Origin of the sequence: Desulfosporosinus orientis DSM 765, from assembly GCF_000235605.1 — a bacterium.
GTDB lineage: Bacteria > Bacillota > Desulfitobacteriia > Desulfitobacteriales > Desulfitobacteriaceae > Desulfosporosinus > Desulfosporosinus orientis.
The window spans coordinates 5,723,743-5,745,450 of record NC_016584.1 but is presented as its reverse complement, the minus strand read 5'-3'; the positions used below and the strand labels follow the sequence as shown (position 1 = coordinate 5,745,450).

Annotated in this window: 20 protein-coding genes; all 20 read left to right on the top strand. The window is 45.5% G+C overall.

Annotated features, from left to right (window positions below; translation table 11 throughout):
* Positions 1 to 76 precede the first annotated feature (76 nt).
* The 20 genes from fabZ (at position 77) to DESOR_RS26410 (ending at position 21,688) form a co-directional block, all read left to right on the top strand.
* Positions 77 to 517, top strand: a complete 441-nt coding sequence (gene fabZ, locus DESOR_RS26505; RefSeq protein WP_014187683.1) for a 3-hydroxyacyl-ACP dehydratase FabZ — start codon at positions 77 to 79, stop codon at positions 515 to 517.
* On the top strand, positions 514 to 2,289 hold the full coding sequence (locus DESOR_RS26500) for an O-antigen ligase family protein (protein WP_014187682.1): 1,776 nt from the start codon (positions 514 to 516) through the stop codon (positions 2,287 to 2,289). Before fabZ ends, DESOR_RS26500 begins: the two co-directional genes overlap by 4 nt.
* A gap of 27 nt (positions 2,290 to 2,316) precedes the next feature.
* On the top strand, positions 2,317 to 2,703 hold the full coding sequence (locus tag DESOR_RS26495) for a hypothetical protein (protein ID WP_014187681.1): 387 nt from the start codon (positions 2,317 to 2,319) through the stop codon (positions 2,701 to 2,703).
* A 44-nt stretch (positions 2,704 to 2,747) separates the two neighbouring features.
* A complete protein-coding gene (locus tag DESOR_RS26490) occupies positions 2,748 to 4,472 on the top strand; it encodes a DEAD/DEAH box helicase family protein (RefSeq protein ID WP_014187680.1) in 1,725 nt (574 codons plus the stop codon).
* Between the two features lie 5 nt (positions 4,473 to 4,477).
* Positions 4,478 to 5,206, top strand: coding sequence for a ComF family protein (locus DESOR_RS26485; RefSeq protein WP_014187679.1), 729 nt, complete (start codon positions 4,478 to 4,480; stop codon positions 5,204 to 5,206).
* Between the two features lie 91 nt (positions 5,207 to 5,297).
* A complete protein-coding gene (locus DESOR_RS26480) occupies positions 5,298 to 5,600 on the top strand; it encodes a zinc-ribbon domain containing protein (protein WP_014187678.1) in 303 nt (100 codons plus the stop codon).
* A 473-nt stretch (positions 5,601 to 6,073) separates the two neighbouring features.
* Positions 6,074 to 7,645 (top strand): ABC transporter substrate-binding protein, encoded by a 1,572-nt coding sequence (locus DESOR_RS26475; RefSeq protein ID WP_014187677.1) that lies wholly within the window; start codon positions 6,074 to 6,076, stop codon positions 7,643 to 7,645.
* A 170-nt stretch (positions 7,646 to 7,815) separates the two neighbouring features.
* A complete protein-coding gene (locus DESOR_RS26470; RefSeq protein WP_014187675.1) occupies positions 7,816 to 8,613 on the top strand; it encodes a basic amino acid ABC transporter substrate-binding protein in 798 nt (265 codons plus the stop codon).
* Between the two features lie 417 nt (positions 8,614 to 9,030).
* Positions 9,031 to 9,702, top strand: coding sequence for an amino acid ABC transporter permease (locus DESOR_RS26465; protein WP_014187674.1), 672 nt, complete (start codon positions 9,031 to 9,033; stop codon positions 9,700 to 9,702).
* Positions 9,689 to 10,408 (top strand): amino acid ABC transporter ATP-binding protein, encoded by a 720-nt coding sequence (locus DESOR_RS26460; protein WP_014187673.1) that lies wholly within the window; start codon positions 9,689 to 9,691, stop codon positions 10,406 to 10,408. The genes DESOR_RS26465 and DESOR_RS26460 overlap by 14 nt, the downstream gene beginning before the upstream one ends.
* Positions 10,409 to 10,581: 173 nt before the next feature.
* Positions 10,582 to 10,779: a cold-shock protein gene (locus tag DESOR_RS26455; protein WP_014187672.1), complete on the top strand. Its 198-nt coding sequence runs from the start codon at positions 10,582 to 10,584 to the stop codon at positions 10,777 to 10,779.
* Between the two features lie 175 nt (positions 10,780 to 10,954).
* On the top strand, positions 10,955 to 11,485 hold the full coding sequence (hpf, locus tag DESOR_RS26450) for a ribosome hibernation-promoting factor, HPF/YfiA family (protein ID WP_014187671.1): 531 nt from the start codon (positions 10,955 to 10,957) through the stop codon (positions 11,483 to 11,485).
* A 216-nt stretch (positions 11,486 to 11,701) separates the two neighbouring features.
* On the top strand, positions 11,702 to 14,206 hold the full coding sequence (gene secA, locus DESOR_RS26445; RefSeq protein ID WP_014187670.1) for a preprotein translocase subunit SecA: 2,505 nt from the start codon (positions 11,702 to 11,704) through the stop codon (positions 14,204 to 14,206).
* Positions 14,207 to 14,243: 37 nt separating this feature from the next.
* Positions 14,244 to 15,348 (top strand): peptide chain release factor 2 gene (prfB, locus tag DESOR_RS26440; RefSeq protein WP_014187669.1). Its coding sequence is split into 2 segments (ribosomal slippage): positions 14,244 to 14,312 and positions 14,314 to 15,348, totalling 1,104 coding nucleotides; the frame shifts between segments, so codons are not numbered across the junction.
* A 13-nt stretch (positions 15,349 to 15,361) separates the two neighbouring features.
* The gene (locus DESOR_RS26435) at positions 15,362 to 16,192 is read left to right on the top strand and encodes a transketolase (protein ID WP_014187668.1); all 831 of its coding nucleotides are present in this window, start codon (positions 15,362 to 15,364) and stop codon (positions 16,190 to 16,192) included.
* Positions 16,158 to 17,123 (top strand): transketolase family protein, encoded by a 966-nt coding sequence (locus DESOR_RS26430; RefSeq protein ID WP_042331722.1) that lies wholly within the window; start codon positions 16,158 to 16,160, stop codon positions 17,121 to 17,123. Before DESOR_RS26435 ends, DESOR_RS26430 begins: the two co-directional genes overlap by 35 nt.
* 403 nt (positions 17,124 to 17,526) lie before the next feature.
* Positions 17,527 to 18,213: a cell division ATP-binding protein FtsE gene (ftsE, locus tag DESOR_RS26425; RefSeq protein ID WP_014187666.1), complete on the top strand. Its 687-nt coding sequence runs from the start codon at positions 17,527 to 17,529 to the stop codon at positions 18,211 to 18,213.
* On the top strand, positions 18,206 to 19,093 hold the full coding sequence (gene ftsX / locus DESOR_RS26420) for a permease-like cell division protein FtsX (protein WP_014187665.1): 888 nt from the start codon (positions 18,206 to 18,208) through the stop codon (positions 19,091 to 19,093). The genes ftsE and ftsX overlap by 8 nt, the downstream gene beginning before the upstream one ends.
* Before the next feature lie 147 nt (positions 19,094 to 19,240).
* A complete protein-coding gene (locus DESOR_RS26415) occupies positions 19,241 to 20,392 on the top strand; it encodes a murein hydrolase activator EnvC family protein (RefSeq protein WP_014187664.1) in 1,152 nt (383 codons plus the stop codon).
* 114 nt (positions 20,393 to 20,506) lie between these two features.
* Positions 20,507 to 21,688, top strand: coding sequence for a S41 family peptidase (locus DESOR_RS26410; protein ID WP_014187663.1), 1,182 nt, complete (start codon positions 20,507 to 20,509; stop codon positions 21,686 to 21,688).
* Positions 21,689 to 21,708: the final 20 nt, after the last annotated feature.

Genomic DNA, 21,708 nt, shown 5'->3' with positions numbered 1-21,708 from the left:
GCCCGAAGGGCTTTCGATAATCGCAGGTTCTGGAACAAGTTAAGTTGGCTAAAGGCCGGTTGAAGGAGGAATTACCGTGTTACAAAGCAAGGAAATCCAGGAGATTATTCCACATCGCTACCCTTTTCTCCTGGTAGATCGTATCATAGAGCTAGATGAAGGAAAAAGAGCTGTAGGGATTAAGAATGTTACGATTAATGAACCATTCTTTCAAGGACATTTTCCGGGGCATCCTATTATGCCGGGAGTTTTGATTATTGAGGCCCTTGCTCAGGTTGGGTCCGTGGCGATTCTCAAAAAACCGGAATATAACGGTTACTTAGGATTATTTGCGGGCATAGATGACGTAAAGTTTAAAAGGCAAGTCATTCCCGGAGATCAGCTTCGCCTTGAAGTGGAGCTGGTTAAGCTGCGTAAAAACTATGGGGTCGCCAAAGGAGCGGCTTATGTGGGGGAAGACTTGGCAGCAGAAGGGACCCTTAAATTTTTCTTAGAGAAGAAGAACTCGGCCCAGTGATTGGCACTTCGTTACAACAAGACAGCAGAGCTAGGAGCAACACAGAACGTCTCCTAGCTCTTTTTTTAGGGGCTGCTCTATGTATTCACGGCTTGTATTATCCACGTGAATGGTATTTATTTGGCTTTGTTCTATCCGCCTTTATCATGGCAGTTCATTTGCCCATAGGGTTTCATAAGAGCAGGAATTTATACACTCCAATCGGTGTGACCGATGGCCTGCTGTTAGGAATGGTGCTGGTTTCCTTTTTAGGAATTCTTGAGCCGGTTAAACTGACGGATGGATTTCTTGAAGCGCTGCAATGGGGGATATTTTGGGTATTCTATCGCTGGGGCGTTTCTATTTCATTCAATGAAAGAGCAAAAAGCAGCTCCATGAGATATCTGGAATGGCTGGCGGTCGCAGTAGCTGTCATTGGTTGGCTGCCTTGGGTAAGCAAAGTAGGGGGAAGGCTAAGCTCGGTTTTTGGATACTCAAATGCTGCAGCGGTCTTCTTGGGGGCGGTTCTTTTACTTAGTCCGTCAAAAAAGATGGTAAAAATTTTCCTGGGTATTTCCTTATTGGGAACGGGTTCACGTGCCGGTGTGGGTTTTTTTATAATAGTTTTTGCGGGGCAGTATGTCTTGATGGTTGTCAGTCAGCAAAGGATTTTGCCAAGGCATTCGTTAAAATCAGGACGACGATTAGGGAGAATACTAAGAAGCCAATACTTAAAAGGTTTTTTAGGTTTAGCAATGGGAAGCATAGGAGGAATTATCCTATTCATCCACTATCCCTCAGCTTGGGACAACTTAACGGATTGGGGATTTTCTTCATCGAGCTGGCAGGAAAGGCTTTTCTACTTTAAAGATGGACTAAAACTTGCCTGGGAATCATGGGGACTCCCTCAAGCAGGCGGGTGGAGGGCTTTTCCAACCGTTCAGTCTTATCCCTATTGGACGGCGGATCCTCACTCAAGCATTATTCACATCTTATTGAACCAGGGGATTATCGGACTTATTGGTATGGGCATTTGGAGCGGGCAAACGCTGATACAGGAGCGGAAAATTTGGGGCAGCCAGGGATACCTTAAAACCCATGAAGAAAGAAAAGCTCGCCTTAGACTTAATTCTGCTTTACTTTATTTGGCCCTGCATAGTTTAGTAGATGCTGATTTTTCCTTCGGCTCATTAGGTATTCTCTTTTGGCTGCTTTATGGAAGCAGGGGCAGGTGGTATCCTAAGCATAAGCTGGGGTCTATGGGCGTGTTCGGGTTAAGTGCACTTATCTGTCTGTTCTGTGGGTGTGTATTTTATAATCCCAAATTGTTAGAACAAGAACAGGTCTGGAATACACAAGCAGTCCAATTGACCAAGGCCAACCCTGATATAAGTGAAAAACTTTGGCTGAAAAGCTTGAGATGGGATCAAACCCAGGTCAGAACAAAACGAGAATTAGCGGAGCACTTCCTTCGGAAGGGGGACTTAGACTCCGGTTTAAATGCAGCGCAGGACCTCCTGCGCTGGAAAGGGTTTGACCTTGAAACCTATGAATGGGCTCAGTCGGTTATCTTGGAGGCTGCCGAGGAGAATTGGAAAAAAAATCCCCAAATGGCCATGGAACTTTATCACTGGGTTGAAGACGTGCCGGAAGTGATCGAAGGGAGGACGGCTAACCTTACTAAGCAGCAGCAAAAGCTTTGGCCGGGTCATACTGATTTTCTGCCCTCTCAGCATATCCGTTTTCTTGCCGAGTATGCCCGGCAGAGACAACTCACACAACGTCTGCCCTAACATAAGTTGTAAGCAGGAGGTGTGATTATGTCTCTGCTTACAAGCTTAGTACTTATGCTGGCAATTCTTTTCTGGATAGTAAGCCCCCGTTTTGAATGGAAGATTCCTCCCAAATGGGAGGCTGTTCTAAAGAATTGGAAGGGTAAGCTCAGTAATGAATCAGAAGGATATGTTGTAAGGGAGTCCTTTCTGGAGGATGAAGAGATGGAGAAGCGGTTTTGGCTGCTTCGTAAAGAGCTGGCGGAGGGACAGCAGTATTCTAAAGGCCCAATAAGAGTGGAAATACCTATTGAGCATAATTTGTCTGCTGACCTAATAGGAAGGTACATAGCATGCTTGGAGAGGCGGTTTCCAGATATGACGATTTGCGTAACAGTCTCTTCCCTAAAAGATAGTCCCAGAGATAGGGTATGATATCAATAAACCGCCCCAGGGGTTTTGATAAGAGAGGGATTGCTATGCTCTTTATTCTGACGCTGAACAAGGATTGCGAGGTTGGTTTTATTCCGTTCCAGGCGGGAGTCACCTTAGATTCTAAAGTTATCCACTGCCTAAGTGAGCCTCTCCCCCTGGCCGTTATTCAGACTGTTTCAGAGACGCTGCCAAAGAAACCCCCTCTCCATCCTTGGGGTCAGAAAAAGAATCCGGAATTGACAAAGAAACAGATTCTAAAAGCTCTCAAAAGGTTATTGGGGGATAGTAAGGATTTTGCTTGGGAAGATGTTTCCGGTGAAAGGAGGTTTTATCCTGGCGTAGAGGGACAAGCCCAAAAAGAAAGGGTGGCCTGTTTTGATTTTAATCAAATTGTTCGGGGAAAGCAGCTTTCATCAGGGGATTTGCAAAGGCTTGCCAGAGATCTGGGAGTTAAAGGGGATATCATAAGCCAATTTGCCCAGCAAAATGTTCGGGGAGGCTGGGCTGAATGGGTTCCTTCTGTAAAACAGGTCAAAGGAAAATGGCAGTGTCAGCGTTGTGGGGAAAAGGATTTAGAAGAGTGGCCCAGCATCTATGGCAGGGCACTAACCTGCCGCGGCTGTATAAGCATGGGTTCAAGTACTTCTTTAGATGTGCTTTATAGAGATAAACGAAGGCTTTTAAATCGTCCGGCGAAGGTTATATTTCAGCCTCATTGGAGCTTAACAGAGGCACAACGTAAGGCAAGTGATGAAGTCTTAGAATTTGTGAAGCATTCACGGTCGGAAGCTCTTCTCTGGGCAGCCTGCGGCGCCGGAAAAACAGAAGTTTGTTTTCCAGCGGCGGCTTGGGCCCTGAAGCAGGGAAAATCTGTGCTGTTTGCAGCCCCTCGTCAGGATGTTATCCATGATATTGAACCTAGGTTTCGAAAGGATTTCCCGAGTTATCCCATTCAAATACTGACAGGAATGATCACGAATAAACTTCAAGCCGGAGGATTGGTCCTGGCGACAACTCATCAGGTCTTGAGATTTTGGCGTTCTTTTGATGTTATCTTTATGGATGAAATTGATGCCTTTCCTTATCATGGCAGCAGAACGCTGGAATGGGGGTTGAAACAAGCTTTAAGTGAGGGCGGGAAGCTCCTCTATTTGACGGCCACGCCAACACCTGAACGTTTAAAAGCTGCAGAAAACGGGGAAGTCCTCTTGATTCGACTCCCTTCCAGGCATCATCGCAACCCTTTGCCGGCGCCGGTTTGGGTAAGGTCCGGAAAATTCTTGGAAGCTTCGGCGGGGAGTATGGATCAGTGGGGCAAACAACTGGAATTATTAAGAGCAGAGGGTCCTGTGCTTGTATTCGTGCCAAAGATTTCCTGGGTGGCGCCCTGGGTCAAATGTCTTGAACAGAGGCATCCCCGCTGGTGCATCAATGGCAGCTACAGTGCCGACCCTGAGCGGGGCAAAAAAATAAAGGAATTGCAGCAGGGCAGCTATGATATTTTTGTCAGTACCACAATCCTAGAGAGAGGGATTACTTTGCCGGGGATCCAAGTGGCCGTTTTGGGGGCAGATCACCCTGTTTTTGATGAGCGTGCGTTAGTGCAAATGGCAGGAAGAGTAGGGCGAACCTTAGAAAGCCCTGGGGGGAAGGTCTTATTTATTGCTCAGGAGAGAACAAAGGCTATGAAGAGGGCAGTGGAATGGATTGAAGAGCAGAACAGGCAAGCCTTTAAGTTAGGGCTTATAGACAATGGGGAAAGAAGGTAACTGTTTTGTTGAGGTTGTGGAGAGAAACGGCCAAGTTTGCTCGGGGACTTTGGTATGATGCTGAAAACAATTGTGTTTTCTGTGGAGATAAACAGGGCCCGATTTGTCTTGCTTGTCAGACCAATTATTTGCGTTCGGAACTAAGGCGCTGTCAAGGCTGCGGAAAACTCATTCAGGAAGATAAATTGCACTGTCTGGATTGTTCCGAAGGCAAAGGTCCCGCTCAACTTGATCAAATTACCGCTTGGGGGCATTATGCCGGAGGATTAAAAGACTTTATCCGGGCCATTAAATTTAATGCCCAGCCACGGCAAATCGGCGCCATTTCACGGCCGCTTTCTGAGTGGGCGATACGTCAGCTGCCCCCCGTCGATGGAATTGTTGCCGTTCCCATGCACCCTAAGCGTTTGGCGGTTAGAGGCTTTAATCAGGCTGAAGTTATTGCCTCAGCCTTGAGCTGGGAACTAGGAATGCCCATGTTATCAGGAGTAGAGCGGATCGAGGAAAGATCATCCCAAGCCCAGCTCTCACGCCAGGAACGCTTGCATAATTTGCAAAATGCCTTTATAGTTAGACAAGGAGACAGTTTGCAAGGGCGAAGTATCTGGCTGGTAGATGATGTTGTCACAACGGGGGCCACCATGGAAGCGGTGGCCGAAGTTCTGCGGAGAAGCGGCGTGAAAGCTATTTATGGTTTGTGCTTGGCAGCTGGTCTGGAACCCCAGGGGCTATAAAAAATACTTGTGCCTTTGAGTATTTAGAGTTATAATTACAAGTGGATGGGCACAGCCTATTACATTTTTTTACGTAAGGGGAATATCTTTCATGGCCTTTGAAGACAAAGATCTAGTGTGTAAAGACTGCGGAGTGACTTTTATTTTCACAGCGGGAGAACAAGAATTTTATGCTGAAAAAGGTTTCGAAAACGAACCTCAGCGTTGCCGCGAGTGCCGCAACATTCGCAAGGCAAATCGTAATTCCCAAGAAGGAAGATCCCGTGAAATGTTTACGGTCATTTGTGCGGACTGCGGAGTAGAAACCCAAGTTCCTTTCCAACCTACTTCCGATCGTCCTGTATACTGCCGTGAGTGCTATCAGCACCACCGTCCAGCTCGCGATCAATACTAATTCAAATAATTATTTGAATTAAATTAACGATATTTGCTAAGCATTGGCAGACAATAGTCAGCCAATGCTTTTTTATGTGTGCCCGGCATGGGCAAAGTCTAACGGGCGAAAGTCCCGAGTACAGGTTGGTAGTGGCAAGGACATAACCAAGAGCAGGAGCATCCTGCGCGAGGTGGAGTTTAAAGGAAGCTGGAGGAACTTTTGGTCTATCAACATAGTTATCCACAAGTCAGGAGCGAAAAAAACAGGAAATTAAGATGCTTATCCACATAATCCACATGCTCCTGTGTGTAACTGCAGGGTATAACTTTAATATTTTCCTTGAAAAGCCCACAAAGACAGGATCTTTGGCGTCAGTCACCTATTCTAAAGATTGCATTTAAAATACCGCCCACAAGAAGGAATTGACCAAAGTTTAGCGAAGGCATAATGGATTATCCCCAAAAAGGCAAGTTAAGGAGGAGAAATAGATTATGTGGAGAAAAATGGCAAGTGTTCTTACCTCCCTTTTTCTCGTGAGCTCATTGCTTATGGGCTGCGGCGGAATTATCCCTGCCGGAAGAAGCCAGACACCGGAAGATACGGTCATCTTTGCACGGGGAGCGGATTCTATTAGTTTAGATCCGGTACTTATTGAGGATATAGAATCAGCTAAAGTTGTGGCTAACGTATTCGACACTTTGGTTCGGTATAAAGAGGGGTCTACTGAAGTGGAGCCGGCTCTTGCCACGGAGTGGAGTACCTCTGAGGATGGAAAGGAATGGACATTCAAACTTCGCCAAGGGGTTAAATTTCATGATGGAACGCCCTTTAATGCCGAGGCAGTGAAATTCAATATGGATCGTCAGCTGCCGCCCAATCGAACCGAAGAGATGCCTTATTCAAGCTTTACCCTGGGTATGGTGGATAAAGTTGTTGCAGTGGATGATTACACCGTGAAATTTATCTTGAAGACGCCCTATTCACCGTTCTTACTGAACCTGGCCATGCCCTTCAGTGTTCCCATAGGTTCTCCTGAAGCCATTAAAAAGATGGGTAAAGATTTTGGAGCACATCCGGTTGGGACAGGCCCCTATATTTTTGAGAGCTGGGAGAAAGATGCTAAGATTACCTTAAAAGCCAACCCGGATTACTGGGGCGGCAAGCCTAACATCGATAAACTGGTTTTTGAAGTGATCAAAGAAAAATCCCTGCGTGCCGATAAACTTATCGCAGGTGATGTTGACATTATTGATGGCGTTGCCCCCGAGGATGTCGAACGCCTCAAAGGAGATGAACATCTTAATGTCAGCCTCTCCCCAGGTATGAACATTAGTTACATGGGGATGCGTACCGATCGTAAACCCTTTAATGACCCCAAAGTACGACAAGCCATCTCAATGGCCATTAATCGTAAAGAATTGGTCAAGGCCCTTTATCAAGGAAATGCTCTAGTGGCAAATGGCCCATTGCCCCCCAGCCTTTTGGGATATGATAAAACGATTCAACCTTATCCTTATGATCCTGCTAAAGCAAAGGAACTTTTACGGGAAGCCGGTTATGACGATAATCTGAGCTTTGACCTCATTACCTATTCCGATTCCCGTCCCTACAATACCATCGGAGGAGATAATTTAGCTGTTGCTATTCAGGGATATATGAAAGAGGTTGGCATAACGGTTAACATTACGTCTGCTCCTTGGAAAGAATACAAACAAAATCTGCAAGATGGGCAAGGTGACGCGTATTTATATGGATGGACAGGAGATAATGGGGACCCGGATAATTTCTTATATGTATTACTTCATTCAAGCCAAATTACAAGCTTAAATTATTCAAAGTATAAAAATCCCAATTATGATGAATTATTGGAAAAGGCCCAGCAAACCTCAAATATCCAGGAGAGAATCAAGGATTATTCTTCAGCCCAGCAAATTTTGGTTAAAGATGCTCCGTGGCTGTTCATCAGCACTTCCATGAATATTACCGCAGCCAACAAGAGAATCAGCGGGTTCAGTATTCATCCCACAGGGGTGTGTTTCTTAAGAGATGTGGTGAAAGGTTGAAATAAGAACCTGGCTTAGGATAATTTAAAATGGCACTCAAACATTAAAGAAAAAAAGTGTTGTATAATTATTCGCATAAAAGTATAATCGTAAGCAAGAAGGATGAGCTATGCATACACTAAAGTTTGAAAAGGGTTTGCCGAACATCCAAAATAGAGAGGGGAAAAAATATGTTCAAATCAAAATTTCGCTTTGTTTTAACAGGGTTACTTAGCTTAAGTCTCTTGGCACTTGCTGGGTGCGGCAGCAACAGTTCGCCGGCACCGTCATCCTCGGGTTCTGATTCAACTGAAAAAGTTCTCAGAGTAGGCTCCGATATTGCTTATGCACCTTTCGAATTTATGGACGAAAACCAAAAGCCAACGGGCTTTGATGTTGAACTTATTCAAGCCATTGCTGACGATATGGGTTATAAAATGAATATCGAGACATGTGCCTTCGATGGTCTAATTCCGGCATTACAAGCAGGTAAATATGATGCGGTTATTTCTGCTATGACAATCACAGACGATCGCGCCAAAAGTGTCACCTTTAGTGATAAGTATTTCTTAAGCGGTCAATATATTGCCAGCAAAAAGGGCTCTAACATTAAATCATTGGATGATTTAAAGGGTAAGAAAATTGGCGTCCAGCTTAACACAACCGGTCAATATGCTGTGGAAGAAAAAGGAATGGAAACAAATAAGTATGATACTACACCGGATGCCATGAATGCTTTATTAACCGGTGGCGTAGATGCTGTTGTTGCCGATTCTCCAGTTGTTCTTTGGTTCCAGGCTCAAAATCCTACTGCTGCAATTGAATCTGTTAACGCAGACTCCGGTGAAGAATATTATGGAATTGCCACAAAACTTGGCAACACAGAATTAGTGGACAAAATCAATGCATCCTTGAAAAAACTTATGGATAGTGGCAAATACAATGAGATTTACAAGAAATGGTTCAAAGAGGATGCACCTAAGTTCTAAGGTCGTCTAAATACGCTTTTTGTTCAACTTAAGGAAGGCACTGAAAACCTAGTGCCTTCCTTTACTATTCAAGGTCGAGCCCTGACTAGGGCGTAAACTTAACATGGTTAACAGCCTGCTTTTGGAAGCTAGGCACTGCCGAATTTTCTTACTCTTACTTCTATTCTGTAATCTTGCGCAGAACCTTTTTTGTTTTTAGGAGAGGTAACATAAACTTAAATGGGAAATTGTGTTTATGGAGAGTGGATAAGCCCTCCAATAATTAACATAGAGATATTGTCCTATTTAGTATAAACTGTTATTGCATCTGTTTTGCTTGTAAAAACTTGCGTCAAACTATATAATTTTATGGACTAATTCTAGATTTATTTTAAAACTATTCTTAAGATCGATTGAAAGACAGGGGGATAATAGTGGATGAACTGGCATGTCGTTATTGATAATATGCCTATTCTGGCCAAAGGGGCACTGTTAACTTTAGAATTAACGGCTGGTGCGGTTGCGATAGGGGTTGTAATTGGTCTGTTTATGGCTTTGGCCCGGCTCTCCAAGAGAAATGTTATTCGAGCAGGGGCGACTGCTTATATTGATTTCTTTAGAGGAACACCCTTATTAGTACAAATTTTCTTGGTGTATTTTGGAATTCCCATGCTTCTCCGCTGGCAGACGATGCCGGACAACTATCAATATACAGCAGGTATATTGGCGATGGGCCTTAACTCAGGCGCCTACATTGCAGAAATATTCAGAGCCGGCATTCAGTCCATAGACCGGGGGCAGACTGAAGCCGCCCGCTCTTTAGGGATGACACAAGCTCAGGCCCTGCGCTATGTTATTCTTCCCCAGGCCTTTAAGCGAACGATTCCTCCTTTAGGCAACGAGTTTATTGCTTTGCTTAAAGACTCTTCACTGTTGTCCATCATTGCGATTCAAGAACTTTTTTATACCGGAAAAATTATTGTTGGGCGAACTTACCAACCTCTGCCTATGTACCTGGCCGTTGCTTTGTATTATCTGGTAATGACTCAGTTAATTGCCCGCTGGGTGGCCTATATGGAGAGGAGGTTAGGCAAGAATGATATACGTTAAGAATTTGCATAAATATTTTGGCGAACTTGAAGTTCTTAAAGGCATTGACTGTCATATTCGTGAAAAAGAAGTCGTGGTTGTTATCGGACCAAGCGGATCAGGGAAGAGTACTTTTCTGCGCTGTCTAAATAAATTAGAAGAGCCCACCAGAGGAGAGATCACTATTGACGGAATTCCCCTTAACTCCGATGTTAATGTGAATGCTATCCGGCGAGAAGTGGGCATGGTTTTCCAGCGTTTTAATCTTTTTCCCCACATGACGGCTATCGAGAATATCGTGCTGGCTCCGGAGGTTGTCCGCAAAACCAATAAAGAGGAAGCACGTAAAATCGGCTTAGAACTTTTAGCTAAAGTAGGGTTAGATGATAAAGCCGATGAATACCCTGACCGGCTTTCCGGCGGACAGCAGCAGCGGGTTGCCATCGCTCGTGCCCTGGCTATGAAGCCGAAAGTTATGCTTTTTGACGAGGCCACCTCGGCCCTTGATCCGGAAATGGTAGGAGAGGTTTTGGCCGTTATGAAAGATTTAGCTCGGGAAGGTATGACTATGGTGGTTGTGACTCACGAAATGGGATTTGCTCGTGAAGTCGGTGATCGAGTAATTTTTATGGATGAGGGTATCATTATGGAAGAGGGAGAACCTAACGAGGTTTTCGCGAATCCAAAGAATCCGAGAACCCAGTCGTTCTTAAGCAAAATATTATAAAGTTTCCAACGCGCTCTTGGCCTATTGGGTCTTGGGAGCGCGTTTTAAATTTGCAAAGCAATTGTCGTTAATTATAGGTTTAAAGTTGCTAGATCTTGGGTATCCTCCATAGTATTAGTCATAGCAGAAGCCGTATGCTTTGGGCTTTGACAATTCAAGGAGGTTTTTTTTAAGTGGTAGGAAAAGTCAAATGGTTCAGTAAACAAAAAGGTTATGGTTTTATTGAACAGGAAAATGGGAAAGATATTTTTGTACATTTCCAATCCGTCATTGGGGAAGGGTTCAGGACTCTCGAAGAGGGTCAGAATGTTGAATTTGATGTTATACAAGGCCCCAGAGGAGAACAGGCTTCTAATGTAATGGTCCGTTAATGTAAAAAATCATGGAATTGACTAAGAGAGAATCGTTTGTGTAAGGCATCGATTCTCTCTTTGGAGGTTTAGCAGCAAAAATATTGAGATTCCTGTATTAATCTTAATATTTAGCAGGATTTTTTATCTAAATCGGGAATATTACTTATATACCAGCATAAAGGGGGTTGAATTAATGAACATTAACATTCGAGGAAAACATATTGAACTTACTGACGCCCTTAAAGAGTACGTTATGAAACGTGTGGGTAAACTCGCTAAATACTCAGATGAGTTTATGGATGTTCAAGTAACATTGCTTGTTGAGCGTGACCGGCATAGGGTAGAGGTTACCGCTCCACTTAATGGTATCATATTACGAGGCGAAGAAGAGACCGAAGATATGTATTCGTCCATTGATATGGTTGTTGAGAAATTAGAACGCCAAATTGATAAGTATCGGACGCGCATTAATAAGCGGATGCGTTCCAAGGTCCTGAAGGATCATGATCCTAAACAGCCGGCAGAGGGTCATGAGGAACTGCGTGAGGAAATTGTCAGAAATAAAAAATTCTCAGCAAAGCCGATGTCTGTGCAAGAAGCTATTATGCAGATGAATTTAATCGGCCATTCCTTCTTTGTGTTTACAAATGCTGAGAGTCAGGAAATGAACGTAGTCTACGTCCGCAACAACGGGGATTATGGTTTGCTGCAACCTCAGAGTTAATTCAGATATCGAGTAAATCGCGTGGTATACTCGAACAGATTTTTCAATAGACAGGAAAGGCCCGCATATGCGGGCCTTTCTAATACTACTCAGACCCCCATGCTGCAAGTTCATACATAACAAAGTATCCCATGGACAAATCCCTTAGCTTGGTTGCAGTCGCATCTCAGGGATGTTAGAATTAATGGAATATATGGATTGAGAAAGGTGGACACAATGGGGCTTTTAGACTTTTTCGATGATAACGCACGTGAAATAAAAAAATATAGGAAACGTGTTGCAGTGATTAATGGCCTTGAACCGGCCATTCAAGCTTTAAGCGATGAGGAGTTGGCTGGAAAAACCTCTGAATTCCGGGAACGCTTGGAGAAGGGTGAAAGTTTGGACAGCTTGCTGCCCGAAGCCTTTGCTGTTGTAAGAGAGGCCGGCCGAAGGGTGATTGGTCAACGGCATTATGATGTACAGCTGATTGGGGGCATGGTACTTCATGACGGGCGGATTGCTGAGATGCGTACTGGGGAAGGAAAAACCCTGGTAGCCACTTTGCCGTCCTATTTAAATGCCTTAACCGGAAAAGGGGTTCATGTTATCACGGTCAATGATTACCTGGCACGTCGTGACAGTGAATGGATGGGTCGAATCCACAAATTTTTGGGGCTCTCCGTCGGATTGGTCGTTCACGGTTTAAACTATGAGGAACGTAAAAATAGTTATGCATCGGATATTGTCTATGGTACCAATAATGAATTCGGTTTTGACTATCTTAGAGATAATATGGTTACCAGGCCTGATGGTTTAGTTCAGCGTGAACTCCATTATGCAATCGTGGACGAAGTCGACTCAATCCTTATTGACGAGGCGAGGACTCCTCTGATTATTTCCGGTGAGGCAGACAAGCCTACGGAGTTATATTTTAGAGTTGCTATGGTTATTCCCCGCTTAAAGCCTGAAGAGGACTATAAAGTTGTTGAAAAAGAGCGGGTTGTAACCCTTACAGAAAATGGAGTCAGCAGGGTGGAGAGCATGCTGGGTGTTGACAACCTGTATGAAGATATTCATACGGAGTTGGCGCATCACGTCAACCAAGCTCTGAAAGCCCACACCCTCTTTAAACGGGACCGGGATTATGTGGTTAAAGATGGGGAAGTTATTATTGTTGATGAGTTTACCGGCCGTTTAATGTTTGGGCGCCGCTACAGCGAAGGACTTCACCAGGCGATAGAAGCCAAAGAAGGCGTAAAGATTGAGAAAGAATCCCAAACATTAGCGACGATTACCTTCCAGAATTACTTCAGAATGTATGAGAAACTATCAGGCATGACTGGAACGGCAATGACTGAAGAGCCTGAATTTCGTAAGATATATAAGCTGGATGTAGTGGAAATTCCGACGAATAAGCCATTGCTGCGTGTTGACGAACCAGATGTTGTCTATCGAACTGAGGAAGGCAAGTTTTTAGCCGTCGTAGAGAGAATCATCGAACGGCACAGCAAAAGCCAGCCCCTCCTTGTCGGAACCGTGTCTGTAGAAAAGTCTGAGCATCTAAGCAAGATGCTGGAACGGCGGGGAGTTCCTCACCAGGTTCTCAATGCTAAGTTCCATGAAAAAGAAGCTGAAATCGTCGCTCAGGCAGGCCAGCCGGGAATGGTTACCATTGCCACCAACATGGCAGGCCGAGGAACGGATATTATCTTGGGCGAAGGCGTGGCTGAGCTTGGCGGTTTGCACATTATAGGCACAGAACGTCATGAATCCAGACGAATTGACAACCAATTGCGTGGACGTGCCGGACGCCAGGGAGACCCGGGATCAACCCAATTCTTTATCTCCTTGGAAGACGATCTGATGCGCTTATTTGGTGCGGACAATATTATGGGTATTATGGATAAATTGGGAATGGATGACTCCGTACCCATTACTTCCAAGATGATTTCCCGGTCAATAGAAACTGCCCAACGCAGGGTAGAGAACCGCAACTTTGATATTCGCAAACACGTCCTGGATTATGATGATGTCATGAACCAGCAGCGTGAGGTTATCTATAGCCAACGACGTGCCGTGCTTATGGGAGAAAATCTTCATGACAACATTATGGATATGTTGGCTAGAACCGTTTCCAATAGCATCAGCATGTTCAGCGGGGAAAGCCCCTTCCCTGAAGAATGGGATTTAGAAAGTTTAGCGGATTATGTGGAAGACTTTTTCCTGCCGGGGATCCATTTGTCACCGGAAGAGTTGGCAGATCTTTCCGCTGAAGAGATTGAAGAATTACTTCTGGATAAAGTAAAAGAAATTTACAAGAGCCGCGAGGAGGCATTTGGCTCTGATCTGATGAGAGAAGTTGAACGTGCTGTTATGCTCCAAGTTGTTGACAGCAAATGGATGGATCATCTTGACTCTATGGATATGCTGCGGGAGGGAATCGGGCTGCGGGCTTATGGGCAAAAAGATCCCCTTGTGGAATACAAGCGTGAAGGCTATGAAATGTTCCAGGCCATGATTGATTCCATTCAAGAGGATATCATCCGTTATGTCTTGAGGGTGACTCCTCAGGTTCGTGAGGAGGTTGCTGAACAGCCTCGTAATGTAACCGAAAACCGTTATGAAGGTGAGCCCAGCAAACCTGTTCACACGGGAGATCAGCCTGGACGCAATGACTTGTGTTCCTGCGGCAGTGGACTAAAATATAAGAAGTGCTGTGGAGCTAAGAAAAAAGCTTAATAGTATAGAAAGCAAATGATTGGAAAGGGTGAATAGAGTGCTTTCTGATTGGAAAAAGGAGCTGGAAACTCTAACATTGTCTTTGGCAGATTTGAGGGTTTCTCTTTGACGTCGCTAACCGTATCGAAAAAATCAGTGCATTAGAAACAGAATTTCATAGACCCGACTTATGGGATGACCCGGAGAACGCACAAAAAATTATGCAGGAGTTAGCGCTGCATCAAAATAAGGTGAAATTGTTTCAAGAGCTGGAGGAAGAACTTGAGGAGACAGCGACTCTCTGGCAATTAGCCATGGAAGAGGACGATGTCAGCCTTGAAGGGGATGTAGCCCAGGGGGTAAAAGCCCTTTATCAGAGGTTTGAGGCTTTGGAACTGGAACTGCTGCTTTCCGGTCAGTATGATCGCAACAATGCAATCTTAACCCTTCATGCGGGAGCAGGAGGAACGGAAGCACAAGATTGGGTACAGATGCTCTACAGACTATATGTTCGTTGGGGAGAGCGTCATGGATACAAAGTTGAAACTCTGGACTTTTTACCAGGCGAGGAAGCAGGTATTAAAAGCGCCACCTTATCCTTTAGCGGGGAAAATGCCTATGGCTACGCTAAGTCGGAAAAAGGTGTGCATCGCTTGGTGAGAATATCACCCTTTGATGCGTCGGGCCGCCGCCATACTTCCTTCGCTTCTGTGGATGTCATACCTGAAGTAACGGAAGATAACGAAATAACCATTGATACCGAAGATTTGCGCATCGATACTTACCGGTCCGGAGGAGCAGGCGGACAGCACGTTAATAAAACGGATTCCGCCATCCGCATCACCCACCTGCCTACGGGGATAGTCGTCCAGTGTCAGAGCGAACGTTCCCAAACTCAGAATAAGCTGGCAGCCATGCGGGTTCTACAAGCCAAGTTATTGGAGTTAAAACGCAAAGAGCAAGAAGCTGAAATAACCGAAATCCGGGGTGAGCAGCAGGAAATTGCCTGGGGAAGTCAAATTCGTTCTTATGTTTTCCATCCTTATAGTTTGGTCAAAGATCACCGGACCAATGTTGAAACAGGGAACGTTTCAGCTGTTATGGATGGAGAAATCGATGAGTTTATCGCTGCCTATCTTCAAAAAACAAAAAAGGTGCAATAAGGAGGGGACCACTTTGACTACACTCGAACTAAAGCGAATGGCCAATAGCATACGTCGGGATATTGTTACCATGCTTGTGGCGGCTAAATCCGGACATCCCGGCGGAAGTCTGTCGGCGGCTGATATTGTAGCCACCTTATTCTTTAATGAAATGCGAATCAATCCCGCAGATCCGGCTTGGGCAGATCGCGATCGTTTTGTTCTTTCTAAAGGACATGCGGCCCCGGTTCTTTACGCCGCACTGGCGGAAAAAGGCTTTTTCCCCAAGGAAGAGCTGCAGGGACTTCGTAAAACCGGCCGTATGTTACAGGGACACCCGGATATGAAAAAGACTCCGGGCGTCGATATGTCCACTGGGTCCTTAGGTCAGGGGCTTTCAGCAGCCAATGGTATGGCTTTAGCCGGTAAGCTGGACGGGAAAGACTACCGGGTGTATGCACTGTTGGGTGACGGCGAGATGGCGGAAGGTCAGGTCTGGGAAGCAGCCATGGCCGCAGCTCACTATAAATTGGATAATCTTACGGGGATCTTAGATTACAACGGACTGCAAATTGACGGGAAGACCGACAGTGTCATGTGTTCTGACCCCTTGGATAAAAAATGGCAGGCCTTTGGCTGGCATGTGATTGAAGTTGACGGCCATGATATTGAGGCTTTGCTGGCAGCCTTTGCAGAGGCTAAAGAAGTAAAGGGCAAGCCGACAATGATTATTGCCAAGACAATAAAGGGAAAAGGGGTTTCCTTTATGGAAGACCAAGCGGGCTGGCACGGCAATGCGCCCTCGGTGGAACAAGGCCAGCAAGCTCTTGATGAATTACGTGAGGAGGCGGCAAACCTTGGCTGATAAACAAGCGACCCGAGAAGCGTATGGAAAAGCACTACTTACCTTAGGAGCCGAAAATCCTAACGTGGTTGTTTTAGATGCGGATTTATCGAAGTCAACCAAAACCGCTGATTTTGGGAAGAAATACCCTGAGCGGTTCTTTAATATGGGAATTGCCGAGTCGAACCTGATTGGGACTGCCGCAGGCTTAGCTGCTGCCGGAAAAATTCCCTTTGCCAGCACCTTTGCGATTTTTGCAGTAGGACGAGCCTTTGAGCAAATCCGCAATTCCGTTGCCTATCCGAAACTGAATGTAAAGATCGCGGCTACCCACGCGGGAATTACCGTGGGAGAAGACGGCGGTTCCCATCAAGCGGTGGAAGACGTGGCGATCATGCGGGCAGTCCCCAATATGACGGTGCTGGTTCCTGCTGATGGTGAAGAAACTCGTCAAGCGATTTTAGCCGCTGCCAAGTATTATGGGCCGGTTTACATCCGCATGGGCCGCTTAGACGTACCTTTGCTTTTTGGAGAGGACTATCACTTTGAGATAGGCAAAGCTAATGTTCTGAAAGAAGGAACGGATGCGGCGATTATGGCCAATGGTGTGATGGTCTCTCTGGCTTTGGAAGCAGCTGCTGACTTAGCGGAGCAAGGTATCAGCGTAAGCGTGGTCAATGTGGCCTCGGTGAAGCCCCTGGACGAGGAAACTATCGTTCAGGTTGCTCAAAAAAGCAAGGCTGTGGTAACAGCGGAGGAGCATAATATTATCGGTGGATTGGGAAGTGCCGTTGCAGAGCTCCTCGCAGAAAAGCAGCCAACACCAATGGTCCGAGTTGGGATCAAAGATACTTTTGGAGAATCGGGGAAACCTGCTGAACTTCTGGAAAAATACGGCCTGACCAAAGAGAGTATTATCAAAGCCGTTCAAGAGGTTATCTCAAAAAAGTAAAACTTATAGAGCCCATCGAAGCAATTGAATGAATATCTATGGATAAAGACCGGCTTGGCCGGTCTTTTTGGTACTATAGCGGATGTAGCGAAGCTGACCGACCCCGGAAACGGCCCTTTTCATCATCTGATGGTGCTAACGTCAGCAGCATGGGTATCTCGTCAGTAATCCAAATTCGTCTGCGCAGACGAATTTGGATTACTCTATTCTTAATAAATTGCATCAGTCACCCGGCTTTTGAACTCTATTGATACAATATGCGGCTGGTTGTGGGCTGGTGAAAGCCTGTCACAAAAGCCAAGAAATGTTTGTTTTTTTAAACAGGAAATTAAGGGCTGGTGTCGAATAAAATAAGAGTTGTGCAGAAAAAGGGTGTGGCGTACCAAAAATCAAGGAGGACCGTATGATACAACTAACAAATGTGTCCAAGATTTATCCCAATGGTGCCAGAGCCCTTGTCGATATCAATCTGAAAATTGGCAAAGGGAACTTTGTTTTTCTGGTAGGTCCCAGTGGTGCGGGTAAGTCGACGTTAATTAAATTATTATATCGGGAAGAGATCCCCACTCGGGGACAGGTACAAATTAACAATAAAAATTTAGTGCGGATGAAAGACCGTGAGGTCCCTTTTTTAAGACGAAGCATTGGGGTGATTTTTCAGGACTTTAAGCTGCTTCCCAATAAGACGGTTTTTGAAAATGTGGCTTTTGCTCTGGAAGTCATCGGAGTGGGCAAGCGTGAGGTAAGAGCCCGTACTTTGGCGGCTATAGAGCTTGTCGGCCTTAAGGTGAAAGTAAATGTTTATCCTCACGAACTTTCCGGCGGAGAACAACAGCGGGTGTGTGTTGCCCGGGCGATTATCAATAGTCCGGCTTTACTGGTAGCAGATGAACCTACGGGGAACCTGGATCCGGAAACGGCATGGGATATTATGGATTTACTCTATGATATCAACAAACGGGGAACCACCATTGTGATGGCTACTCACGCCAGGGCGATTGTCAACAAAATGCAAAAACGTGTTATTGCCATTGAAAACGGCAGAGTTGCCCGGGATGAGGAAAAAGGGGGATACGGCTACGATGCTTAATTCCTCAGGTTATATTTTTCGTGAAACCTTTAATTCAATGAGAAGGAATCCCTGGCTTAGTATCGCTTCTGTTATTACGGTGATGGTTTCTCTGGTGATTTTAGGCTATTCAGTTTTTTTCTTAGCCAATGCATCCAATATGGCTAAATCCTTTGAATCAGAACTTGAAATTGCCACCTTTGTGCAGATTAGCGCGACCCCTTCGGAAGTGCAGGCATTAAAAAGTAAGATTGAAGAATTACCGGGAGTTGCATCAGTGACCTTGGTGACCAAAGAACAGGCTTTAGAGGACTTTGGCAAAACCATGGGGGATCAGCAAAATGATTTGTTGTCAGATCTGGGGGGGACGAACCCCTTTCCGGATAAGTTTACGGTTAAAGCAACAGATCCCCAGAATGTCGCAGCTTTGGCTGACTCTGTCGCTGCCCTTTCGGGAGTAGAAAAGGTCCGTTACGGGCAAGGATTTGTGGATCAGCTGCTGAAATTTACCCAATGGCTGAGATGGATAGGGTTTGGTGTTGTTGGTGCTTTTGGTGTTGCGGCCATTGTGCTTATTTCAATTAATGTCAAAATGAATGTTTTTTCCCGGCGCCGGGAGATTCAAATTATGAAATTAGTGGGTGCCAGCAACGGGTTTATCCGTTGGCCTTTTCTTATCGAAGGCTTAACCTTAGGTTTGGTAGGAGGAGCTTTAGCTGCTATCATTGTCGGAATCGGCTACAGTTGGCTTACTGACTATGTGCGCTCAACCTTGACGTTTCTGCCGGTTGTGCAAAATGACGTGCTCTTCATGCAAGTGTCAGGAGGGTTATTATTGGCAGGAATGGCGATGGGAGCTATAGGAAGCGGCTTTTCACTGCAAAAATTTCTTCGCACATAGGAGAAAGACGCTTTTCACGTGAGTCTCTTTTGGGAGGCTCATCTGAAAAGCGATTTAACTTTATTCACGGGCTTTGTGCCGCTGGGCGAGTTTATGAATTGCTGCACAAAGCCGCTGGATAAAGCTTTTTAAGGACGGAGGGGTCGAGTGTTCGGGAAGAAAGTCGTACCAACGGTATTTGTAATTCTTCTTTTGCTCGGGACATCGGCGTTGCCTTCCCGGGCGGATCAATTGGGAGATAGTATTGAAGAACAGCAGGATATCCAAAATCAGAAAGATCAGGCTCAAGGGAAACTTAATAAGCTGACGTATACATCCGACAAAATGAAAGATCAGCTGGCTCAGCTGGAAACCCAGATTGCGTCGGCTCAGGCTGCTTTAGAGCAGAAGAAGGTTGCTTACATACAGGCCCAAAACCAAGTTACCCAGGCTCAAAAGGAATTGGAGGAAAAGGAAAACGAGCTTGATGACCGGCGGACAGCTTTAGGAAAACGGGCGCGGGGAATTTATGAAAGCGGCCAAATCAATCAATTAGAGCTGATTTTTCAGTCGTCGGATCTCGGGGATTTTATAAGTAGAGTTGAATATTTAAGCAGGTTGGTAGAGAATGATCGCCAGCTCCTGGCGGGTATTGAGGAGCAAAAGGTACAAATCATGGAAAAAAAGGATGCCCTGCAGGCTAAAAGGGACCAAGCTAAAAAGCTTGAAGTAGAAGCCGCCGCTGTTAAATCAGAATTGGACAGTAAAAAGTCCCAGCAAAAACAAACTCTCGATCAGAATTTGAAGGCGCAGCAAGACGTTTTTGAAGAGCTTGATCGCTTAGAGGCTGAGTCCAAGGCAATAGGGGAAAAGATCCGCAAGCTGCAGGCAGGTCAATCAGGAAAAGGAGCAGAGGGTCTGAACGGTACCATATCCGTTTGGCCGCTGCCCGGCCACTATGAGATAAGCAGTCCTTTTGGTTGGCGGACTCATCCCATTACGGGCAAACGGAGCCTGCATACCGGAACAGATATTGTAGCTTCAACAGGAACGACAATACATGCAGCCGGAGCAGGGGTGGTTATCATGGCAGGCTGGAATACGGCTTATGGTAATATGACCATTATTGATCATGGCGGCGGGATATCCACTCTCTATGGCCATCAATCCCGTTTGGACGTGAGTGAAGGACAATCCGTTGAGGCGAATCAGGCAATTGGGGCTGTTGGTTCAACAGGATGGAGTACAGGTGCACACTTGCATTTTGAAGTGAGGGTAGGAGGAAATCCCACTGATCCCTTACAGTATTTTGCGAACTGATGGATAAGCAGTATTTCTGGACAAGGATAAGCATATAATAAAAGCGAGTCTATAGAAGACTTTGCTGGTGGAAAGCCTCTGCCAAGAGGTACAAGAGGGAAGGAGTTTACTGGATTGCAAGAGTGGAACATGAAACGAATTGCTAAAAACATTGGTGTACTCTTTGTGGTATTTTCTGTACTGGTGACAACCCTGGTGAGTGGTGCAGTCATTGCCAACGTCAATAATCTGGGACGGTTAGTCCATGTTGTTCAGCTGATTCGCAACGATTATCTGGAAAATGTAACAACAGCTCAGCTGGTAGAAGGCGCTACAAAAGGAATCGTCGACATTTTAGGTGATCCCTATTCAACCTACATGAATGCTCAAGAAAACCAGGAACTTTTTCAGCTGCTTGAAGGAAAGTTTGGGGGGATAGGGATTGTTTTGAGTCTCAAAGATCCCAAAAAACTCGTGGTGCTGCGCCCCATCAAGAACTCACCGGCTAGCAAGGCCGGAATCCAGTCCGGTGACGTTGTCAGTAAAATTAATGATAAAGATACGGCAGGTATGGACCAAGAGGCAGCGGTAGCGCTGATGCGGGGTGATCCTGGTACCCAGGTTAGCTTGGGCCTCTATCGGGAAAGCACCAATAAAACCTACACCGTTAACTTGACGAGAGAAAATATCACAGTCCCCACCGTGGATGGGGAAGCTTTGCCGGGGAACTCTGACATAGCCTATATCAGCATCAGTCAGTTTGGTTCTGAGACCGGGACGGAACTTAAGGATACTTTGAACACCATGAACATCCAACAATTCAAGGGGCTAATCTTGGATTTAAGGTATAATCATGGCGGAGAGCTTAATGCAGCCGTTGACGTGGCCAGCTATTTCATTCCCGACGGGCCGGTTGTCTACATCGTGGATAAGCAGGGGAACATTGATACCAAGATGGCGACGGGTACTTATTTGGGAATACCTCTGGTTGTGCTGGTGAATGAAGAAAGTGCTTCAGCTTCAGAGATTGTCGCAGGAGCGATTAAAGACAAAGGAACAGCCACTTTAGTTGGAGTAAAAACCTTCGGAAAAGGGATTGTTCAAACCATCTTTCCTTTAGACGGAGGAACCAGTGTTAAACTTACCACGGCCAAATATTTAACACCGAATAAAGTGGATATTCATAAGAAGGGAATCGAACCGGATGTTGTGGTTGAGCTTCCCAAAGGACAGCAGGCAACCATATCCCCCCAAGACACCAACTTTGATCCGCAGTTACAAAAAGCATTGGAAACCTTAAAAGGAAAAATAAAATAAAATAATTAAAAAGGGAAGGG